This window comes from Thioalkalivibrio sp. AKL12 (assembly GCF_000377925.1).
Classification (GTDB): Bacteria; Pseudomonadota; Gammaproteobacteria; order Ectothiorhodospirales; family Ectothiorhodospiraceae; genus Thioalkalivibrio; species Thioalkalivibrio versutus.
This window is the reverse complement of the sequence record NZ_KB898893.1, coordinates 167,548-182,517: the sequence shown is the minus strand read 5'-3', so window position 1 is coordinate 182,517 and position 14,970 is coordinate 167,548. Positions and strand designations below refer to the sequence as shown.

The following is a 14,970-nucleotide window of genomic DNA, read 5'->3' as shown; positions in this document are numbered from 1 at the left end:
GTCTCCCTAGTCGATCCCGAGTTTCTTCAGGCGATAACGCAACTGGCGGAAGCTGAGGCCGAGCAGGCGTGCGGCGGCCGTGCGGTTGCCGCCGGTCTGCTGCAGGGCGGTAGCGATGGCCTGGCGTTCCTGCGCGGCGAGCTGGTCGTCCAGGGCGCTCTCCGCGCCGTCGAAGCCGTTCTCGGGTTCGCCGTACTTCGCGCCCGGGGTGGGTTCGGTGCCCAGACCGTTCGCCGGCAGGTCGATGTTGCCGGCGCGGATCAGCGGCCCTTCGCACAGCGTGGCGGCGCGTTCCAGGATGTTCTCCAGCTCGCGGACGTTGCCGGGGAAGCCGTGCCCCTGCAGGGCCGCGAGGGCGTCGGGTGCCAGCTCCAGGTCGCCGGTCTGCCACTGCTCGCCGATGCGTTGCAGGATGCGCGTGGCCAGGCGTTCGATGTCGCCGCGGCGCGCGCGCAACGGCGGCACCTTCAGCTCGATCACGTTCAGGCGGTAGTAGAGATCCTGGCGAAAGCGGCCCTCGCGCACGGCCTTTTCCAGGTCGTGGTGGGTGGCGCTGAGGATGCGTACGTCGACCGGGATCTCGCGGGTGCCACCGACCGGCTTGATGGCGCGTTCCTGGATGGCGCGCAGCAGCTTCACCTGCATCGGCAGCGGCAGGTCGGCGACCTCGTCGAGGAACAGCGTGCCGCCGTCGGCGGACTGGAACAGACCGGTATGGTCCTGGGTGGCCCCGGTGAACGCGCCCTTGCGGTGGCCGAAGAATTCGCTCTCCATCAGCTCGCCGGGGATGGCGCCGCAGTTGACCGGCACGAACGGACGTTCGGCGCGCGGGCCGAGGCGGTGGATCTCGCGCGCGACCAGCTCCTTGCCGGATCCGGACTCTCCGGAGATGAACACCGGGGCCTGGCTGCGCGCCAGCTTGTGGATGGTGGCACGCAGACGCTGCATGGGCTCGGACTGGCCCAGCAGCGGGCTGTCATCGGGGGTAGCCGGGGTGGCGTCGTCGCCGGGCTCTTCCGCGATCGAGGCAGCCGGCTCCAGGCGCAGGGCCGCGTCGATCAGTTCGCGCAGCTGTTTCAGGTCCACCGGCTTGCTGACGAAGTCGAAGGCGCCCAGCTTCAGCGCCAGGACGGCGGTATCCACGCTGCCGTGGGCGGTGATGACGGCCACGGGAAGCTCCGGGCGTTCGCTCTGGATGTGGCGGACGAGGTCCAGCCCGTCGCCGTCCGGCAGGCGCATGTCGGTCAGGCACAGGTCAAAGTCGTGCTCGGCGATCAGGGCGCGGGCCGGCTCGAGGCGGGTGGCCGTGGTGGCCTCAAGGCCCATGCGGGCCAGGGTGATCTCGAGTAGTTCGCAGATGTCGGGCTCGTCGTCCACGACCAGCACGTGGCGGATACTCATGCGCCTTGTTCCTTTGGCGAATCGGTTTCCAGGGGGGCGAACAGGATCCGGAAGCAGCCGCCGATGGGTGTGTGGACGTATTCCAGCGATGCCCCGTTGTTTTCGCACAGCATGCGCGAGATGTACAGGCCAAGGCCGGTGCCCCCGGCACGCCCGGAGACGAACGGTTCGAACAGGTCCTTTTCCTGCTCGGCAGAGATGCCCGGCCCGGCGTCGATCACGTCCAGACTGACCACCCGCGCGACCTGGCCGGCGCCGCCGCGCAGCACGATGGGCGGGCTGTCGGGCTGATCGTGGCCGCCATGGATGCGCGCATTGCTGCACAGGTTCCACAGGATCTGGTTGAGCTGGGAGGGGTCGAACTGGATCTCGGAATCGGCCGGCTCGATGCGCGCATGCAGGGTCTCTCGCGGCAACTGCAGCGCACCGCAGAACTCCTCGGCGAAGCGATCCAGGGTCTCCTGAAGGTTCAGCCGCTCGCGTCCTCCGGCGTCCCTGCGTGACAGGCTGAGGACGTTGGAGATCAGTTCGTTCACGCGCTTGCTCTGGTTGTTGATGATGTCGAGCAGGCGCTGGTCGTGAGGCTTGAGATCCGGCGATTCGCCGAGCAGCTGCGCGCTGTGGCTAATGGCTCCCAGGGGGTTGCGGATCTCGTGGGCAATGCTGGCGGTCAGGCGGCCGAGGGCCTGCAGCTTGCCGGCCTGGGCCTGGCGCTGGAGTTCGGCGGCGTCCTCCAGGATCAGCAGACTGCCCTGGTCGCCGCGGTCACCCAGCGGGGCCAGACGGATCCGCAGGGCAGGCTGGTCGCGGTCGCCCGGCAGCTGCTGGCTGGTCGTGGGCATGCCGTTGCGCTGCCAGTCGCGGATCACGCGTGCCACCGAGGGCGACAGGGACGACAGGTGGCGTCCCGGCCGCGGGGGGAGCAGCCGGCGCGCGGCCTCGTTGATGGAGCGGATGTACCCGTCCGGGTCGACCGCGATGACACCGGCGCTCATGCGCGCGATGATCTGGGCGTTCAGTTCGGCCAGGTTGGCCAGGTCCACCTCCTGGCGTTCCACCTGGGCGCGGGTCTCGCCGGCCCGACGGGCGAACTGGCGGGCCAGCAGGCCGGCCGCAAACAGGGTGGCACCCAGCAGCCCCGCCTGGGTGATGGCGGTATCGGCGGGGTGCAGGAATAGTGCGCTCACGCCCTCGGCCAGCAACAGGGCCAGGGTGGCGATCGCGGCCAGGGTCAGGGCGAAGCGTGCGCTGGAGAGCAGCACGGCCGCCACCAGGGCCGGGACCAGCAGAAGGCCAATGCCGGTGCCAACCCCTCCGGAGACGATCAGCAACGCGATCAGGCCGATGCCGTCGCCGGCGCCGCCGATCAACGCGATACGGGTGAGGCTGGTGGTGTCCGGATTGTGGGTGCAGCGCCAGGCGAAGGCGGCGGCGACGAGCGCAAACGCGAGATAGGCGGTGGCGATGACCGCGTAGAACTGGGGGGTGACGAGATGCAGCCCCAGCGGGGTATCCGGGAACAGCCCGAGTAGTAGCAGGACCGCCGCGACAAAGACCCGGTAGAGCGCGAAAAGCCAGGCGGAACGCCGGGTGTCGGCGTCGATCGGCGTGTTCCCCCCGGACTGGTTATCCATGGACGAGGGTCAGTCGTCTTCGGTGCGGGAGTCGGCGTCCGAGCGGTTGCGGTCGACCTCGGCGTGCTGCGGCGAGCAGTAGAGGCGGTCGCCGTCGCGGTAGGCCTCGGCCTCCGGCACGTGCACGCCGCAGAAGGCGCAGCGGATTACCGCGCCGCCCTCTTTCAGGCGTTCGGGCCGTTCATCCTGGCGGACCTGCTTGCGGTTGCTGGTGGAGCGCACGAGGGTGCGCACCGCAAGGAACACGGCGACGATGGCGACGATCAGTAGCAGCAGGCGCATGGCGTGATTCTAGGGAAACACTGATTAATGTGCACGTCCGCGTAGACGCCCCGTTGTACCGGCAGGAGGACGATCGCGGACCCCCGTCGTGGGAGGCCCGCGAGCCCGTTGGCTTTAGCCGGTGTTGCGCATGCCTGCGGCGATCGCGTTGATCGAGCGCAGCAGGGGCGACAGCCACGGGTTTTCGTCGGTGTCGTCGTCGGCCTCGGCGTCGAACTGGCGAGACTCGCGCAGCAGGTGAATCTGGATGCTGTTGAGCGGGTCCAGGTACGGGTTGCGCCGTTGCAGCGAACGCGCCAGCAGGGGCGTTTCGTCCATCAGTCGGTCCAGTTGTGCCACGCGCAGCACCTCGGTGACGGTGCGGCTGTGTTCCTCGCGCACCAGGACGTAGATGCGCTCGGCCAGTTCCGGGTCGCTGCACAGGCGGGCGTACTCCGCGGCGGTGCGCATGTCGGCCTTGGTCAGGGCCATCTGGCAGTTGGACAGCAACGAGCGGAAGAACGGCCACTCCTGGTACATGCGCTGCAACTGGGCCAGGCGTTCGGGGTCGTCGCCGCGCCACTGTGCCAGCGCGGTGCCGATGCCGTACCAGGCGGGCAGGGTGTGGCGCGCCTGGGCCCAGCCGAAGACCCAGGGGATCGCGCGGATCGAGCTCTTGGAGCGGTCGGTCTTGCGCCGGTGCGATGGCCGCGAGCCGATATTCAGGAAACCGATCTCCTGTACCGGGGTGATCTCGTAGAAGTAATCGAGCACGCGTTCGGTGCGGTCGATCAGCTCGCGGTAGGCATCCTCGCCAGCCTGCGCGAGCTCGTGCATGGTGGCGCGGTAGTCGTCGCGGTCCTTGCGCGGCGGCCGGATCAGGCTGCGCGAGGCGAGCATGACGCCGGTCGCACCCATGCCCAGCTCGTACACCGCGGTCTCCACGTTGGAGTACTTGTACGACAGTACCTCGCCCTGTTCGGTGAACTTGATCCGGCCCTGCACCGTGGCCGGGGGCTGGGCGAGGATGGACTCGTGGGTCGGGCCGCCGCCGCGCCCGACGGTGCCGCCGCGGCCGTGGAACAGCTGGCAGCGCACGCCGAAGCGATCGGTAATGCCGACGATCTTCTTTTGTGCCTCGTAGAGGTTCCAGCTGGAGGCGAGGATGCCGCCGTCCTTGCAGGAATCGGAGTAGCCGAGCATGACGTCCTGGATGTTCCCGGAGGCGGCCAGCAGTCGTGCATACACCGGGTTGGACAGCAGGCCCTCGAGGACGTCCTCGACATGCAGCAGGTCCTCGATGGTCTCGAACAGCGGCGAGATGCGCAGATGGCAGAACGGGTTGCCTTCTTCGTCGTTGCCCGCGAGACCTGCCAGGCGGCCCAGCAGCAGGACCTCCAGCACATGCGAGGCGGCGTGGGTCATGGAGATCACGTAGGTGCCGATGCCGTCCGGACCGACCTCGCGGCGCATGCTCTGGATCACCTCGAATACGCGCAGGGTCTCGCGGGTGCTCTCGCCCAGGGCTTTGCAGTCCACCTCGGGCAGGTTCTCCAAGGCGATCAGTTCGCTCAGCGCCTGCTGGCGGCCGGTCTCGTCCAGCGCGGCGTAGTCGGTGTCCGGTGCCAACTGGCCCAGCAGTTCCGCGATCGCGTCGGAGTGGACGGTGGACTCCTGGCGCACGTCCAGGTGGTGCAGGTGAAAGCCGAAGGTCTCGACCAGGCGGATCAGGTCGGTCAGCGCGCCGCTGGCGATGTTGCGATCACCATGGCTGACCAGCGAGTCGCGGATCAGCTTGAGATCGTTCAGGAAGGCCTGGGCGTCGGCATAGGCGCTGTTGGTCGGCAGCACGGCGGCCTCGCCGCGGACCCGGCGCACCACGGTGTCCAGGGTCTCGCGCAGACGGTAGCGCATGATGTAGAGCTTGCGCCGGTAGGGCTCGCTCTCGAAGCGGTCGGAGGCGCCCTGGAACACCGCGTTGGCGATATTGGAGTCGGCGTCCAGGCTGTCGAGGAATGCCTGCGACGGCTGGCACATGAAGGACGAGTGCGTCAGCACGTTGCGCAGGTGGTTGACCCGCTTGAGGTACTCGCGCAGGACCTGTTCCATCGCCAGGCGGCAGGACAGCTCGGTGACCTCGGGGGTCACGTTCGGGTTGCCGTCGCGGTCGCCGCCGATCCAGGAGCCAAAGTGCAGGAAGGCCGGGATGCGTACCGGCAGGCTGCCGTCGGGATTGACGCCGTAGATCCGGCGGATGGCCTTCTCGAGGAAGCGGTAGGACTGCGGGATGGCCTCGAACAGGCTCTCCTCGAAATAGAACAGGCCGTACTTGATCTCGTCCTGAACCTGCGGCTTTTTCACCCGCACCTCGTTGGTGCGCCAGAGGATCTGGATCTGGGTCTCCAGTTCCTCGGTGATCAGGCGGCGCTCTTCCTCGCCCAGCCCCGGCTGGTTCAGCCGGTCGGCGGTCTCGAACACGCGGCGCTGGTTCTCCATCGTGGTCCGGCGGCGGGCCTCGGTGGGGTGGGCGGTGAACACCGGCTGGTAGTGCAGCTCGTTGAGCAGGCGTTCCAGCTCCTCGGCGGTGACGCCTTCGCCATGCAGCTCGCGCAGGGTCTGGTCGAAGGAGCCGGTCCACAGCGGCTCGCCGCTGGAGACCTGGGCTCGGCGCCAGCGGTAGAACAGGTCTTCCTCGGCGATGTTGACCAGGCTGAAGTAGATGCTGAAGGCGCGGATCACGCGCTCGGTCAGCGAGGCGTCGAAGTGCGTGATGTCGGCCATCAGCTGGCGGCGCAGGTCCGGATCCTCGTCCTTGCGCAGGCTGACGAAGCCGCGGCGCAGCTTCTCCACCGCGTCGAACACGGCCTGGCCTTCCAGGTCGTGAATCACGTTGCCCAGGAGTTCCCCGAACAGGCGCACGCGGGCGCGCAGTTCCTTGTCCTTGGGGAGGAATCGGTCGTGTTGATCGCTTCGAGTCATATCGGGCCTGTGCGCGCAGGACGACGATCGCCGCTGCCTGGGCTTGCCGGTTGGGGTTCGGGAGGTCGCGAAAAGGACGCGATTATAGCGCAGATGCCGCCTTCGCACGCCGGCTGCGGCGCGGAAGCTGTTCGCGGTACAGGGCGAGATAGGCATCGGCGCTGGCGGTCCAGCCGAAGTCGCGTGCCATGCCGTTGTGCATCAGCTGTTCCCAGTGGCCGTCGCCGCGGGCGGTATACAGCGCCAGGGCGCGCTCCAGGGCGGCGCCGAGGGCGGCGACGCTGTCCGGGGTGAAGCTGAAACCGGTCGCGGTGCCCGCCTCCAGGTTCTCCGGCGTGGCATCCACCACGGTGTCGGCCAGACCGCCGGTGGCGTGGACCACCGGCGGGGTGCCGTAGCGCAGGCTGTAGAGCTGGTTGAGCCCGCAGGGCTCGAAGCGCGACGGCATCAGGAACAGGTCGGATCCGGCCTCGATCTGGTGGGCCAGCGGCTCGTCGTAGCCGATGTGCACGCCGACCTGGCCGGGGTAAGCGCGGGCGAGGGCGCCGGTGGCGTGTTCCAGGTCCTTCTGGCCGGAGCCGACCAGCGCCAGCTGGATGCGCCCGGCCTCCAGCAGTGGCGTGCAGGCCGCATGCAGCAGATCGACACCCTTTTGGTCGACCATGCGGCCGACATGGCCCAGCAGCGGGATGTCCGGGGTGGTCTCCAGGCCCATGCGGGTCTGCAATGCCGCCTTGTTGGCGGCCTTGCCCGCGAGGTCCTCGGCGCTGTAGCGCGCGGCGATGTGGCGGTCGCGCGCCGGATCCCAGTCGCTATAGTCGACCCCGTTGAGGATGCCGTGCAGGTCGGCGCTGCGGGCGCGCAATACGCCGTCCAGCCCCATGCCGTGGACCGGTTCCTGGATCTCGCGGGCGTAGGTGGGCGAGACGGTGGTGATCGCGTCGGCGAAGATCAGGGCCGCCTTCATGAACGAGAGCTGGTCGTGAAACTCCAGGGCCTCCGGGTGCCACAGGTCCGCGGGCAGGTTCAGATCCTGCACGGTGCTCGCCGGGAACAGGCCCTGGTAGGCCAGATTGTGGATGGTGAACACCGTCCGCGGGCGTTCGACGCCGGTGCGCTCCGGATCCAGCAGCAGAGGCACGAGACCGGTCTGCCAGTCGTTCAGGTGAATCAGTTCCGGCGCCCAGTCCAGCCCGGCCTCGTCCCGCGCCAGCGCCACGATGGCGCGGGCGAAACCGGCAAAGCGCTGGGCGTTGTCCGGCCAGTCCATGCCGTTGCTGGCGCTGTAGGGGTTGCCGGCGCGCTGGAAGTATTCTGGCCAGTCGATCAGGTAGACCGGGAGCCGGGTCCCGGGCAGTCGGCCCTCGATGATCTGCCAGGGGGCGCCGTCCGGACCCGGGCGCGGGGTGGCATCCACCAGGTTGCGACAGGCCTCGGGGTAGCCGGGCAGCACCAGGCGGGCATCCTGGCGCCGCCGGCGCAGGGCGGCGGGCAGGCTGGCGCTGACATCGGCGAGCCCCCCGGTCTTGACCAGACCGTAGGCCTCGCTGCTGGCGAACAGGATGCGCATGCAAAAAATCCCCAAGTGCGGAACCGGCGGCGCCGGATGACTTTCTGTTAATTGTAACGCAGGGGCCGGGGCGGCACTCTGGGCTTGGGACAATCGAGGACACAGGATGACGGCAGGAGTGGGTGCGGTGATGGAGAGTGCCTTGCGGGTCGAGGCCCGACGGTTGGCGGACGAGCCCCTGCGCGAGCTGTTCGCGCGCGATCCGGATCGCGTGCAACGCGACGTGCAGGAGATCGCCGGGTTGCGCCTGGACTGGACGCGCCAGCGCCTGGACGGTGCGGCCTGGGATGCCCTGTACGAGCGCGCTGCGGCCTGTGAGGTATCGGAGGCGCTGCGCGCGCTGTTTGCCGGCGAGCGGGTCAATACCACCGAGGGGCGGGCGGCCCTGCACACGGCCCTGCGCCTGCCGCGCGACGCCCACTGTGAAGTGGATGGCGCGGACGTGGTTCCGCAGGTGCATGCGCAGCTCGACCGGGTCGAGACGTTCGTGCGGCGGATCCACGACGGGGTCCATCGTGGCTACAGCGGGCGTCCGATCCGTCGCGTGGTGAACATCGGCATTGGCGGCTCCGACCTCGGGCCACGCATGGTCTGCCGGGCACTTGCGCCGCATGCACAGGCGACGGCCGACGGCGTGCCGCTGACCGTGCAGTTCGTCTCCAACGTGGATGGCGCGGCGCTCTCCGCCGTGCTGCGCGAGGCCGATCCGGAAACCACGCTGTTCATCGTCGCATCGAAGACCTTCGGCACCCAGGAGACCCTGACCAACGCCCGTGCGGCGCGCGCCTGGCTGCTGCGGCATGCGCCGGACGACACGGCCGTCGCGCGCCACTTCGTGGCGGTCTCCACCGCGCGCGACCGGGTAACGGAGTTCGGTATCGACCCGGACAACATGTTCGGCTTCTGGGACTGGGTTGGCGGACGCTATTCCGTGTGGTCCACCATCGGGTTGCCGGTGGCGCTGCTCCTCGGCATGGACGGCTTCCGCGCCTTTCTCGGCGGGGCCCATGCCATGGACGAACACGTGCTCCAGACGCCGGTCTCCGGCAATGCCGCGGTGCGCATGGCGTTGGTGGATTTGTGGAACCAGAACCTGCTGGGGGCGCAGTCGCGCGCGGTACTGCCCTACGACGAACGCCTGTCGCTGCTGCCGCCGTACCTGCAGCAGGCGGAGATGGAGAGCCTGGGCAAGCGCGTGGGGCTGGACGGGCAGGTCGTGACGGACGCAACCGGCGCGGTGGTCTGGGGTGCGGTGGGCACCGATGGTCAGCACGCCTTCTTCCAGTTGCTCCACCAGGGCACGCGCTTCATCCCGGCCGAGTTCATCGGCGTGGCCCGCCCCGAGCACGACCTGCCGGCGCAGCACCCGTTGCTGCTGGCCAACCTGGTGGCGCAGGCCGAGGCGCTGGCGATGGGCAAGGACGAGGCCGCGGTGCGCGCCGAGATGGCGGCGGCCGGGCAGTCGCCGGAGGCGATTGATGCGCTGGCGCCGCACCGGACCTTCCCCGGCAATCGGCCGAGCACGCTGATTCTGCTGGAACGCCTGGATCCGGCCACGCTGGGCGCGTTGATCGCGCTGTTCGAGCACAAGATCTACGTGCTGGCCACGCTGTGGGGGATCAACGCCTTCGATCAGTGGGGGGTGGAGCTGGGCAAGCAGCTGGCCGGTCAGGTGCTTGAGGACCTGGCGCCCGGCGCGACCGCCGGCGAGCACGATCTTGCAACCACCGCCACGCTCGACTGGCTGCGCCCGCGGCTTCCGCCGCGGGACTGACCCGCGTCCGTTCCGGCTCTGCTCAGACGGTCAGGGCGTCGTCGGACTCCTTGATCTCGGGGACGTCCGTGGGCAGCGTGATACTGCGGGTCTCGCCATCCAGCCAGTAGCGGATTTCGGCGGGCTCGCCCTCCGGTGTCGCGGAGATCGCCTCGAGGAAGTCCATCGGGGTGGTGGGCGTGCGCCCGTTCACTTTCAGAATCAGGGCGCCGTGGGTCAGGCCCGCGGCGGCGGCGCGGCCCGCGGCACGGCTGACCAGCACGCCGGATTCGTCCGGCAGTTGCAGGGCTTCGCGCAGGTCGTTGCGGGCCTCCACAACGGTGATGCCGAGGGCGGTGACGACCTCGTCCTCGCCCGGCGGGGTGTAGTCGAAGGCGACATCGGCCTCCAGGATTTCCGGCGCGACATGGATGGCGGCCCCGCTGCGTACCGCCAGGGCGAGCCCGTCGCTGGGGCGGGTGTCGATCAACCGGGGTTCGGCCTCGCCGGCGATCCGTACCTCCAGCCAGCCGAGATAGGTACCGTTCTCCAGGCCGTCAATGATCACCCGTTCCAGGCGCGCATCCATCTGCTCCAGCAGGTCGATCATCAGGTCGTGGGTCTGCGGGCGCGACAGTGTTATGTCGTGCATGGCCAGCAGGATCGCGCGGGCCTGGTCGGTCCCGATCACGATGGGGACCACCTCGCCGGACGCCGGGTGTCGCAACAGCGCGATGGGCGTGCCGGAGCCGGCATCCACCCCGACGGTGGCCAGTTCGACCGGCAGCAGGCGCTCCGGGTCGGTCGCCATGTCGCGGGCCAGCGCCTCGCCGCCGATGACCAGCAACAGGACGAGCAGGGCGGGCAGGAACAACCGGAAGCGGGGTGTCATCAGGGCAGCCTGGAAATAGGGTGTATCCCGATCATGGCAGTGCGGTTGCGGGGCGTCCAGAATACTGCCTTGTCCCCCGTGAACGGATCGCTGCGATGACCTCCGACAAGCCCTATGCCCCGGCCGCGGATCAAAACCGCGCGCCGATCCTGGCCCAGCTGCGCGAGCAGTTCCTTGCGCATGGACGGGTGCTGGAGATCGGCGCCGGCACCGGGCAGCACGCGGCGCATTTCGCCGCGGCTTTGCCGCATCTCGACTGGTATCCCAGTGACGTGGCAGAGAACCTGCCGGGCGTGGAGGCCTGGCGACGCGACGCGGCCCTGCCCAATCTGCGGCCCCCGCTGAAACTGGACGTGCTGCGGGATGCCTGGCCGGAGGGGCCGTTCGAGTACGTCTACAGCGCGAATACCGTGCATATCATGCACTGGCCGGCGGTGGAGGCGCTGTTTGCCGGCGTGGCCCGGGTACTGGCGCCGGGTGGGCTGTTCGCGCTGTACGGCCCGTTTGCCCACGACGGTTCGCATACTGCCGAATCCAACGCCCGGTTCGACCAGATGCTGCGGGCGCAAGATCCGGGCATGGGCGTGCGTGACCGCGCCGACCTGGATGCCCTCGCCACGGCCGCCGGCCTCGAGCCCGCCGCGGTCCTCGACCTGCCGGCCAACAATCAGATCCTCCTCTGGCGCAGGGCTTAACGACCACGAAGGCACGAAGAAAAGTCCGGGGGCTGAAGTGACGCAAGTCGCGCCCCGTACTTGCGGCTCTTTCCAGATCGTTCTTCGTTTCCGTGCCCTCTGTGACCTCCGTGGTGAATACGGGGGGTCAGCAGTCGCCGATGCGCTGGCCGCGCATTTCCATCCGCACGTTCATCGGGCCCATGGGGGTGTCCATCTCGCTGGTCATTTCGCCCTCGGCGCGGTCACCCATGAAGCGCATGCTGCCGTCCATCTGCATGCGTCCGCCCTGCGGGCCGGGGCAGCTCATGGTGTAGTCCATGCGGTCGGCGCTCATGTCGACGTGGTCCAGGGTGCAGCCTTCCGGCGCCTCGATGATGTTCTCGCCGCGGTCGATGTCTTCCTGGGTGACGCACTCGGTGCTGGTCTCGGTCTGGTCCGGCATGCCGCCCATGCCTTCCATGATCATGGTGGTCTGGTTTTCCCAGAGACCGGGCTGGATGTTCGGGGTCTCGGCCTGGACGACGAGCGGCAGGGCAACGAGCGGCAGGGCGGCAAGAAGGGTGCGCAGCATGGCAGTCTCCTGAATCGGGGGTATCGAATGGGTTCAATGGTGCCTGGCGCATCATGACGGGGCAAACGCGGGTGGCGGCGCCCGCTGGCTGGTACCTTGGGTGTGTGCGAGGGAGGAACTGTAATGGCAATACCGTTATGGCTGGTCGGCGGTGTCGGGGCGCTCGCGCTGGGCGGTGTCCTGTGGCAGGAGGGGCACTTGTCGGGCGGCTCCGCGGGGCATGCGCACTTGGCCGCGCCGCGCTGCGAGGTGCCCATCACCCTGCATCTGGAGGCCGTGGACCCGCGCTTCCGGTTGGAGCGTGACGCGGTGCAGGCGGCCCTGGATGCGGCCGTGAGCATGTGGGACGGGCCGACGCCGGAAACACTTTTCCGTCAGCGCGAGGGCGAAGGCATGCCGGTCCGGCTGGTGTTCGACGAGCGCCAGGCGGGTGCCGAGAGCCGCGACCGGGCGCGCGCGGAGCTGGACCGGCTCAAGCGGGGGATCGCCGAGCGCGAGGAGCGTCTGGATCACCGGCACTCGGCGCTCGCAGCGGATGCCGCGGGCTACCAGGGGCGCCTGGAGGACCTTCAGGCACGCCAGCGCGAGTACGAAGAGGCGGTGGCCGCCTGGAATGCCGGACGCATGGCGCACAGCGCGGGGAACCGCGAGCGGCTGGAACGGCAGCGCCGGGCGCTGGATGCGGCGCGGGACGACCTGGAGCAGGGCCGTCGCACGCTGGAGCGTCGGCGCGACGAGCTCAACCGCGAGATCCGCGACCTCGAGGGCGAGATCGATGGCTTCAACGAACGGGTCGCGGAACTGAACCGCGAGATCGGCGCGACCGGGGCCTTCGACATGGCGGTCTACGAGCAGCAGGGCACGCGGCGCTCCATCACCGTGTTCAAGGCCAGTGACGCGGACGAGCTGCGCCTGACGCTGGCGCACGAGCTGGGGCACGCCCTGGGGATCGAGCACGTGGACGACCCGGCGGCGGTGATGCATGCGATCCTGGGCGAGGCCAACGCCGGACGGCGCGACCTGAGCGACGCCGACCGACGCGCCCTGGCGGCGGCCTGCGGAGTGGAGCTGGAGTGGTGATGAACGGGGCGGGGCGCATGCCCAGCCCCGGATTCGGCGCTAGAAGTGGTAGCGCATGGCGGCCGACAGGACGTGCACGTGACCCTTGGTCGTCCCCTGCATTCTCACGCCGTTACGCGTGATGTCCAGCTCCTCGCTGGCGATGTGGATGTAGCTGTAGCCCAGGTCGAAGGTGAAGCGCTCGCTGCTGGCGTAGCTGGCACCGAAGGAGAACCAGGTGCGGTCGCCATCCGGGGTGCGCGTGCTGCGCCCGTCGGTCTGCGTCGGGGTCTGGTCGTACTGGATGCCGCCACGCAGGGTCCAGCGCGAGTTCATCGCGTACTCGGCCCCCACCGCCAGGGCATAGCTGTTGCGGTAGTTCTGTTCCAGCACCTGTTCGTTGCCCTGGGGCAACTGGATCCGGATCTCGTCGAAGTTCGACCAGTTGAACCAGGTGTACTGGGCCAGGCCGGTCCAGCGGTCATTGAAGCGATGACGAATGCCAATCGAGGCGATATTGGGCAGCTTCAGGTCGGCCTGGCCACCTTGAACGATGGTGTCGCCTACTTGGGCGCGTAGGGGGTCGTTTGTCGATAGCGTTGCGGTGGCTGTGCCCTGGAGGGTATGCGTGACGCCTTCACGGTAATGGATGCCCAGGCGGGTCGCATCGCTCAGGTCGAACAGCATCCCGATGTTGAAGCCGACATCCCAGTTGTCGCCCTCGAGTTCGAATGTCCCGTCGGTGTCCGGATTGAGACCGGCCGGGTCTGGTGTCGCGCTGCGCAGGGTGGCATCGGCGTACTGCAGGTCGAGGCCGCCGCCGATGGAGATCCGGTCGGTCAGCTCGAACGCGATGCTCGGTTGCAGATTGAGCACGCGCAGGTCGGATTCCAGTGAGTCGTAGCGGGCGAAGAAGTCGTCGTTGTACTCATTCTTCAGGCCGAACGGGGCGCTGAGGCCGAAGCCCAGCCAGACTCGGTCGGAGTACTGCTGTGCCCAGTACAGGTTGGGCACCGGGGTCGGATCGTAGGGGTTGCTGCTGTCGCGCCCGGGGATCTGGGTGCTGCGCTGATTGACCTCGGAGTTGGGCATCAGCAGATGCACACCGGCCTGGAGTTCGTTGCCCTTCAGGCGGGTCATGCCGGCCGGGTTGAAGTAGATGGTGGAGGCATTTGAGGCGACGGCGACATCCCCCGCATGGGCCCGGCCGAGGCCGGACGCGCCCTGCGTCTGGATGTAGAAGCCGGCGGCCATCAGGGTTGCGGGGGCGGCAAACAGGGCGGAGCTAACGGCGATCGAGAGCGCCAGGCGGCGAGACGGTGTCAGAGTCATGCGGTCTCCCCTCGTTTTTTGTTCCAAGGGGGGCCGCAGCGATGCCGCGTCCGGTGTCGGTCGCAGGCTCCCCCGAGGCGGACCCTACCGCCTCGGGAAGATCACGCCAACCGCATCACATTTTCGAGGTCATCAGGATCAGGCCGATCAGCGCGGCCACGCCGCCACCGATAAGCAGCGCGAGGGTGCGCCGGGTGAAGCGGCCAAGGAACAGCCGCGCCGCGCGCTCGCGCATGCCGAAGGCGTCCTGAACACCGACCAGGGCGGCGATCAGGCCGCCAACCAGCAGGATGATGCCGAGGATCTGGATCATGAGAACTCCTTGGATCGGGTGGATCAGGCCTTTCGGATCAAGCCAAGCAGACCGAGCAGCAGCACGGCGCCCACGGTGGCGGCGGCAAGGCTGCCGATCAGTCCGGCTGCCTGCACCCCGAGCTGGGTGAACAGCCAGCCGCCGAGGAAGGCGCCGATCACGCCAACCACGATATTCAGCAGGATACCCTGCCCGGACCCGTGTACCAGCAGGCCTGCGAGCCAGCCGGCAATGCCGCCGATGAGCAGGAGGAGGAGAAGGGATTCCACGGGCATGTTGTCGCGCTCCTGGCAAGTGACGGGCGATTGGATCGCGCGGATGTCGAGGCGTTCCCCCAGGGAGGCACTGATCAACTCGAGCACGGGCGTGCGAATTGATCAGTGCCTCCCAGGCCTCAAGGATGCCCGCTGGGTTTGGCGGAGCCTTTGGCCTTGTTCCTGGCCGCGGTCGTTCGCTCGGCGATGGGCCGGACTTCGACTGTACAGGGCGTGTCTCCCTTGTGCCCACCGGCACGGGTGAGCCGAACAT

The 14,970-nt window shown here is 68.5% G+C and carries 13 protein-coding genes; 3 read left to right on the top strand and 10 right to left on the bottom strand.

What is annotated here, in order from left to right; translation table 11 throughout:
* Positions 1 to 6: 6 nt before the first annotated feature.
* The 5 genes from D579_RS0105585 to glgA all read right to left on the bottom strand — a co-directional run bounded on the left by D579_RS0105585 (position 7) and on the right by glgA (position 7,845).
* Positions 7 to 1,401 (bottom strand): sigma-54 dependent transcriptional regulator, encoded by a 1,395-nt coding sequence (locus D579_RS0105585; RefSeq protein WP_018650459.1) that lies wholly within the window; start codon positions 1,399 to 1,401, stop codon positions 7 to 9.
* Positions 1,398 to 3,035 (bottom strand): PAS domain-containing sensor histidine kinase, encoded by a 1,638-nt coding sequence (locus tag D579_RS0105580; protein WP_018951346.1) that lies wholly within the window; start codon positions 3,033 to 3,035, stop codon positions 1,398 to 1,400. Before D579_RS0105580 ends, D579_RS0105585 begins: the two co-directional genes overlap by 4 nt.
* A 9-nt stretch (positions 3,036 to 3,044) precedes the next feature.
* Positions 3,045 to 3,317, bottom strand: coding sequence for a PP0621 family protein (locus D579_RS0105575; RefSeq protein WP_018168003.1), 273 nt, complete (start codon positions 3,315 to 3,317; stop codon positions 3,045 to 3,047).
* Between the two features lie 114 nt (positions 3,318 to 3,431).
* A complete protein-coding gene (gene ppc / locus D579_RS0105570; protein ID WP_018951345.1) occupies positions 3,432 to 6,275 on the bottom strand; it encodes a phosphoenolpyruvate carboxylase in 2,844 nt (947 codons plus the stop codon).
* 82 nt (positions 6,276 to 6,357) lie between these two features.
* The gene (gene glgA / locus D579_RS0105565) at positions 6,358 to 7,845 is read right to left on the bottom strand and encodes a glycogen synthase GlgA (RefSeq protein ID WP_018951344.1); all 1,488 of its coding nucleotides are present in this window, start codon (positions 7,843 to 7,845) and stop codon (positions 6,358 to 6,360) included.
* A gap of 130 nt (positions 7,846 to 7,975) precedes the next feature.
* Between glgA and pgi the strand changes: the two genes are divergently transcribed.
* A complete protein-coding gene (gene pgi, locus D579_RS0105560; protein WP_018951343.1) occupies positions 7,976 to 9,619 on the top strand; it encodes a glucose-6-phosphate isomerase in 1,644 nt (547 codons plus the stop codon).
* A 22-nt stretch (positions 9,620 to 9,641) separates the two neighbouring features.
* On the opposite strand, the gene D579_RS0105555 is transcribed toward pgi, so the two are convergent.
* The gene (locus tag D579_RS0105555) at positions 9,642 to 10,490 is read right to left on the bottom strand and encodes a bifunctional nuclease domain-containing protein (protein ID WP_018951342.1); all 849 of its coding nucleotides are present in this window, start codon (positions 10,488 to 10,490) and stop codon (positions 9,642 to 9,644) included.
* Between the two features lie 95 nt (positions 10,491 to 10,585).
* On the opposite strand from D579_RS0105555, the gene D579_RS0105550 reads away from it, so the two are divergent.
* Positions 10,586 to 11,185 carry a DUF938 domain-containing protein gene (locus D579_RS0105550; protein ID WP_018951341.1) on the top strand — a complete coding sequence of 200 codons (600 nt, stop codon included), beginning with the start codon at positions 10,586 to 10,588 and terminating at the stop codon, positions 11,183 to 11,185.
* Positions 11,186 to 11,312: 127 nt separating this feature from the next.
* Here D579_RS0105550 and D579_RS0105545 read toward each other — a convergent pair whose 3' ends face one another.
* Complete coding sequence (locus tag D579_RS0105545; RefSeq protein ID WP_018938010.1) at positions 11,313 to 11,738, bottom strand: DUF3617 family protein; 426 nt, start codon at positions 11,736 to 11,738, stop codon at positions 11,313 to 11,315.
* 123 nt (positions 11,739 to 11,861) lie between these two features.
* On the opposite strand from D579_RS0105545, the gene D579_RS0105540 reads away from it, so the two are divergent.
* Positions 11,862 to 12,818, top strand: a complete 957-nt coding sequence (locus tag D579_RS0105540) for a matrixin family metalloprotease (RefSeq protein WP_018951340.1) — start codon at positions 11,862 to 11,864, stop codon at positions 12,816 to 12,818.
* 39 nt (positions 12,819 to 12,857) lie between these two features.
* Here the strand turns inward: D579_RS0105540 and D579_RS0105535 are convergent, their stop codons facing one another.
* The 3 genes from D579_RS0105535 to D579_RS0105525 all read right to left on the bottom strand — a co-directional run bounded on the left by D579_RS0105535 (position 12,858) and on the right by D579_RS0105525 (position 14,717).
* A complete protein-coding gene (locus D579_RS0105535; protein WP_018951339.1) occupies positions 12,858 to 14,129 on the bottom strand; it encodes an OmpP1/FadL family transporter in 1,272 nt (423 codons plus the stop codon).
* Between the two features lie 115 nt (positions 14,130 to 14,244).
* Complete coding sequence (locus D579_RS0105530) at positions 14,245 to 14,442, bottom strand: DUF3185 family protein (protein ID WP_018146324.1); 198 nt, start codon at positions 14,440 to 14,442, stop codon at positions 14,245 to 14,247.
* 23 nt (positions 14,443 to 14,465) lie between these two features.
* The gene (locus D579_RS0105525) at positions 14,466 to 14,717 is read right to left on the bottom strand and encodes a GlsB/YeaQ/YmgE family stress response membrane protein (protein ID WP_018938007.1); all 252 of its coding nucleotides are present in this window, start codon (positions 14,715 to 14,717) and stop codon (positions 14,466 to 14,468) included.
* Positions 14,718 to 14,970: the final 253 nt, after the last annotated feature.

What these genes read in the sequence shown, in the direction of transcription:
- D579_RS0105530 (WP_018146324.1), bottom strand. Translation starts at nt 14,442, where the DNA reads ATGATCCAGATCCTCGGCATCATCCTGCTGGTTGGCGGCCTGATCGCC.
- pgi (WP_018951343.1), top strand. Translation starts at nt 7,976, where the DNA reads ATGGAGAGTGCCTTGCGGGTCGAGGCCCGACGGTTGGCGGACGAGCCC.
- ppc (WP_018951345.1), bottom strand. Translation starts at nt 6,275, where the DNA reads ATGACTCGAAGCGATCAACACGACCGATTCCTCCCCAAGGACAAGGAA.
- D579_RS0105555 (WP_018951342.1), bottom strand. Translation starts at nt 10,490, where the DNA reads ATGACACCCCGCTTCCGGTTGTTCCTGCCCGCCCTGCTCGTCCTGTTG.
- D579_RS0105580 (WP_018951346.1), bottom strand. Translation starts at nt 3,035, where the DNA reads ATGGATAACCAGTCCGGGGGGAACACGCCGATCGACGCCGACACCCGG.
- D579_RS0105585 (WP_018650459.1), bottom strand. Translation starts at nt 1,401, where the DNA reads ATGAGTATCCGCCACGTGCTGGTCGTGGACGACGAGCCCGACATCTGC.
- D579_RS0105545 (WP_018938010.1), bottom strand. Translation starts at nt 11,738, where the DNA reads ATGCTGCGCACCCTTCTTGCCGCCCTGCCGCTCGTTGCCCTGCCGCTC.
- D579_RS0105540 (WP_018951340.1), top strand. Translation starts at nt 11,862, where the DNA reads ATGGCAATACCGTTATGGCTGGTCGGCGGTGTCGGGGCGCTCGCGCTG.
- D579_RS0105550 (WP_018951341.1), top strand. Translation starts at nt 10,586, where the DNA reads ATGACCTCCGACAAGCCCTATGCCCCGGCCGCGGATCAAAACCGCGCG.
- D579_RS0105575 (WP_018168003.1), bottom strand. Translation starts at nt 3,317, where the DNA reads ATGCGCCTGCTGCTACTGATCGTCGCCATCGTCGCCGTGTTCCTTGCG.
- D579_RS0105535 (WP_018951339.1), bottom strand. Translation starts at nt 14,129, where the DNA reads ATGACTCTGACACCGTCTCGCCGCCTGGCGCTCTCGATCGCCGTTAGC.
- D579_RS0105525 (WP_018938007.1), bottom strand. Translation starts at nt 14,717, where the DNA reads ATGCCCGTGGAATCCCTTCTCCTCCTCCTGCTCATCGGCGGCATTGCC.
- glgA (WP_018951344.1), bottom strand. Translation starts at nt 7,845, where the DNA reads ATGCGCATCCTGTTCGCCAGCAGCGAGGCCTACGGTCTGGTCAAGACC.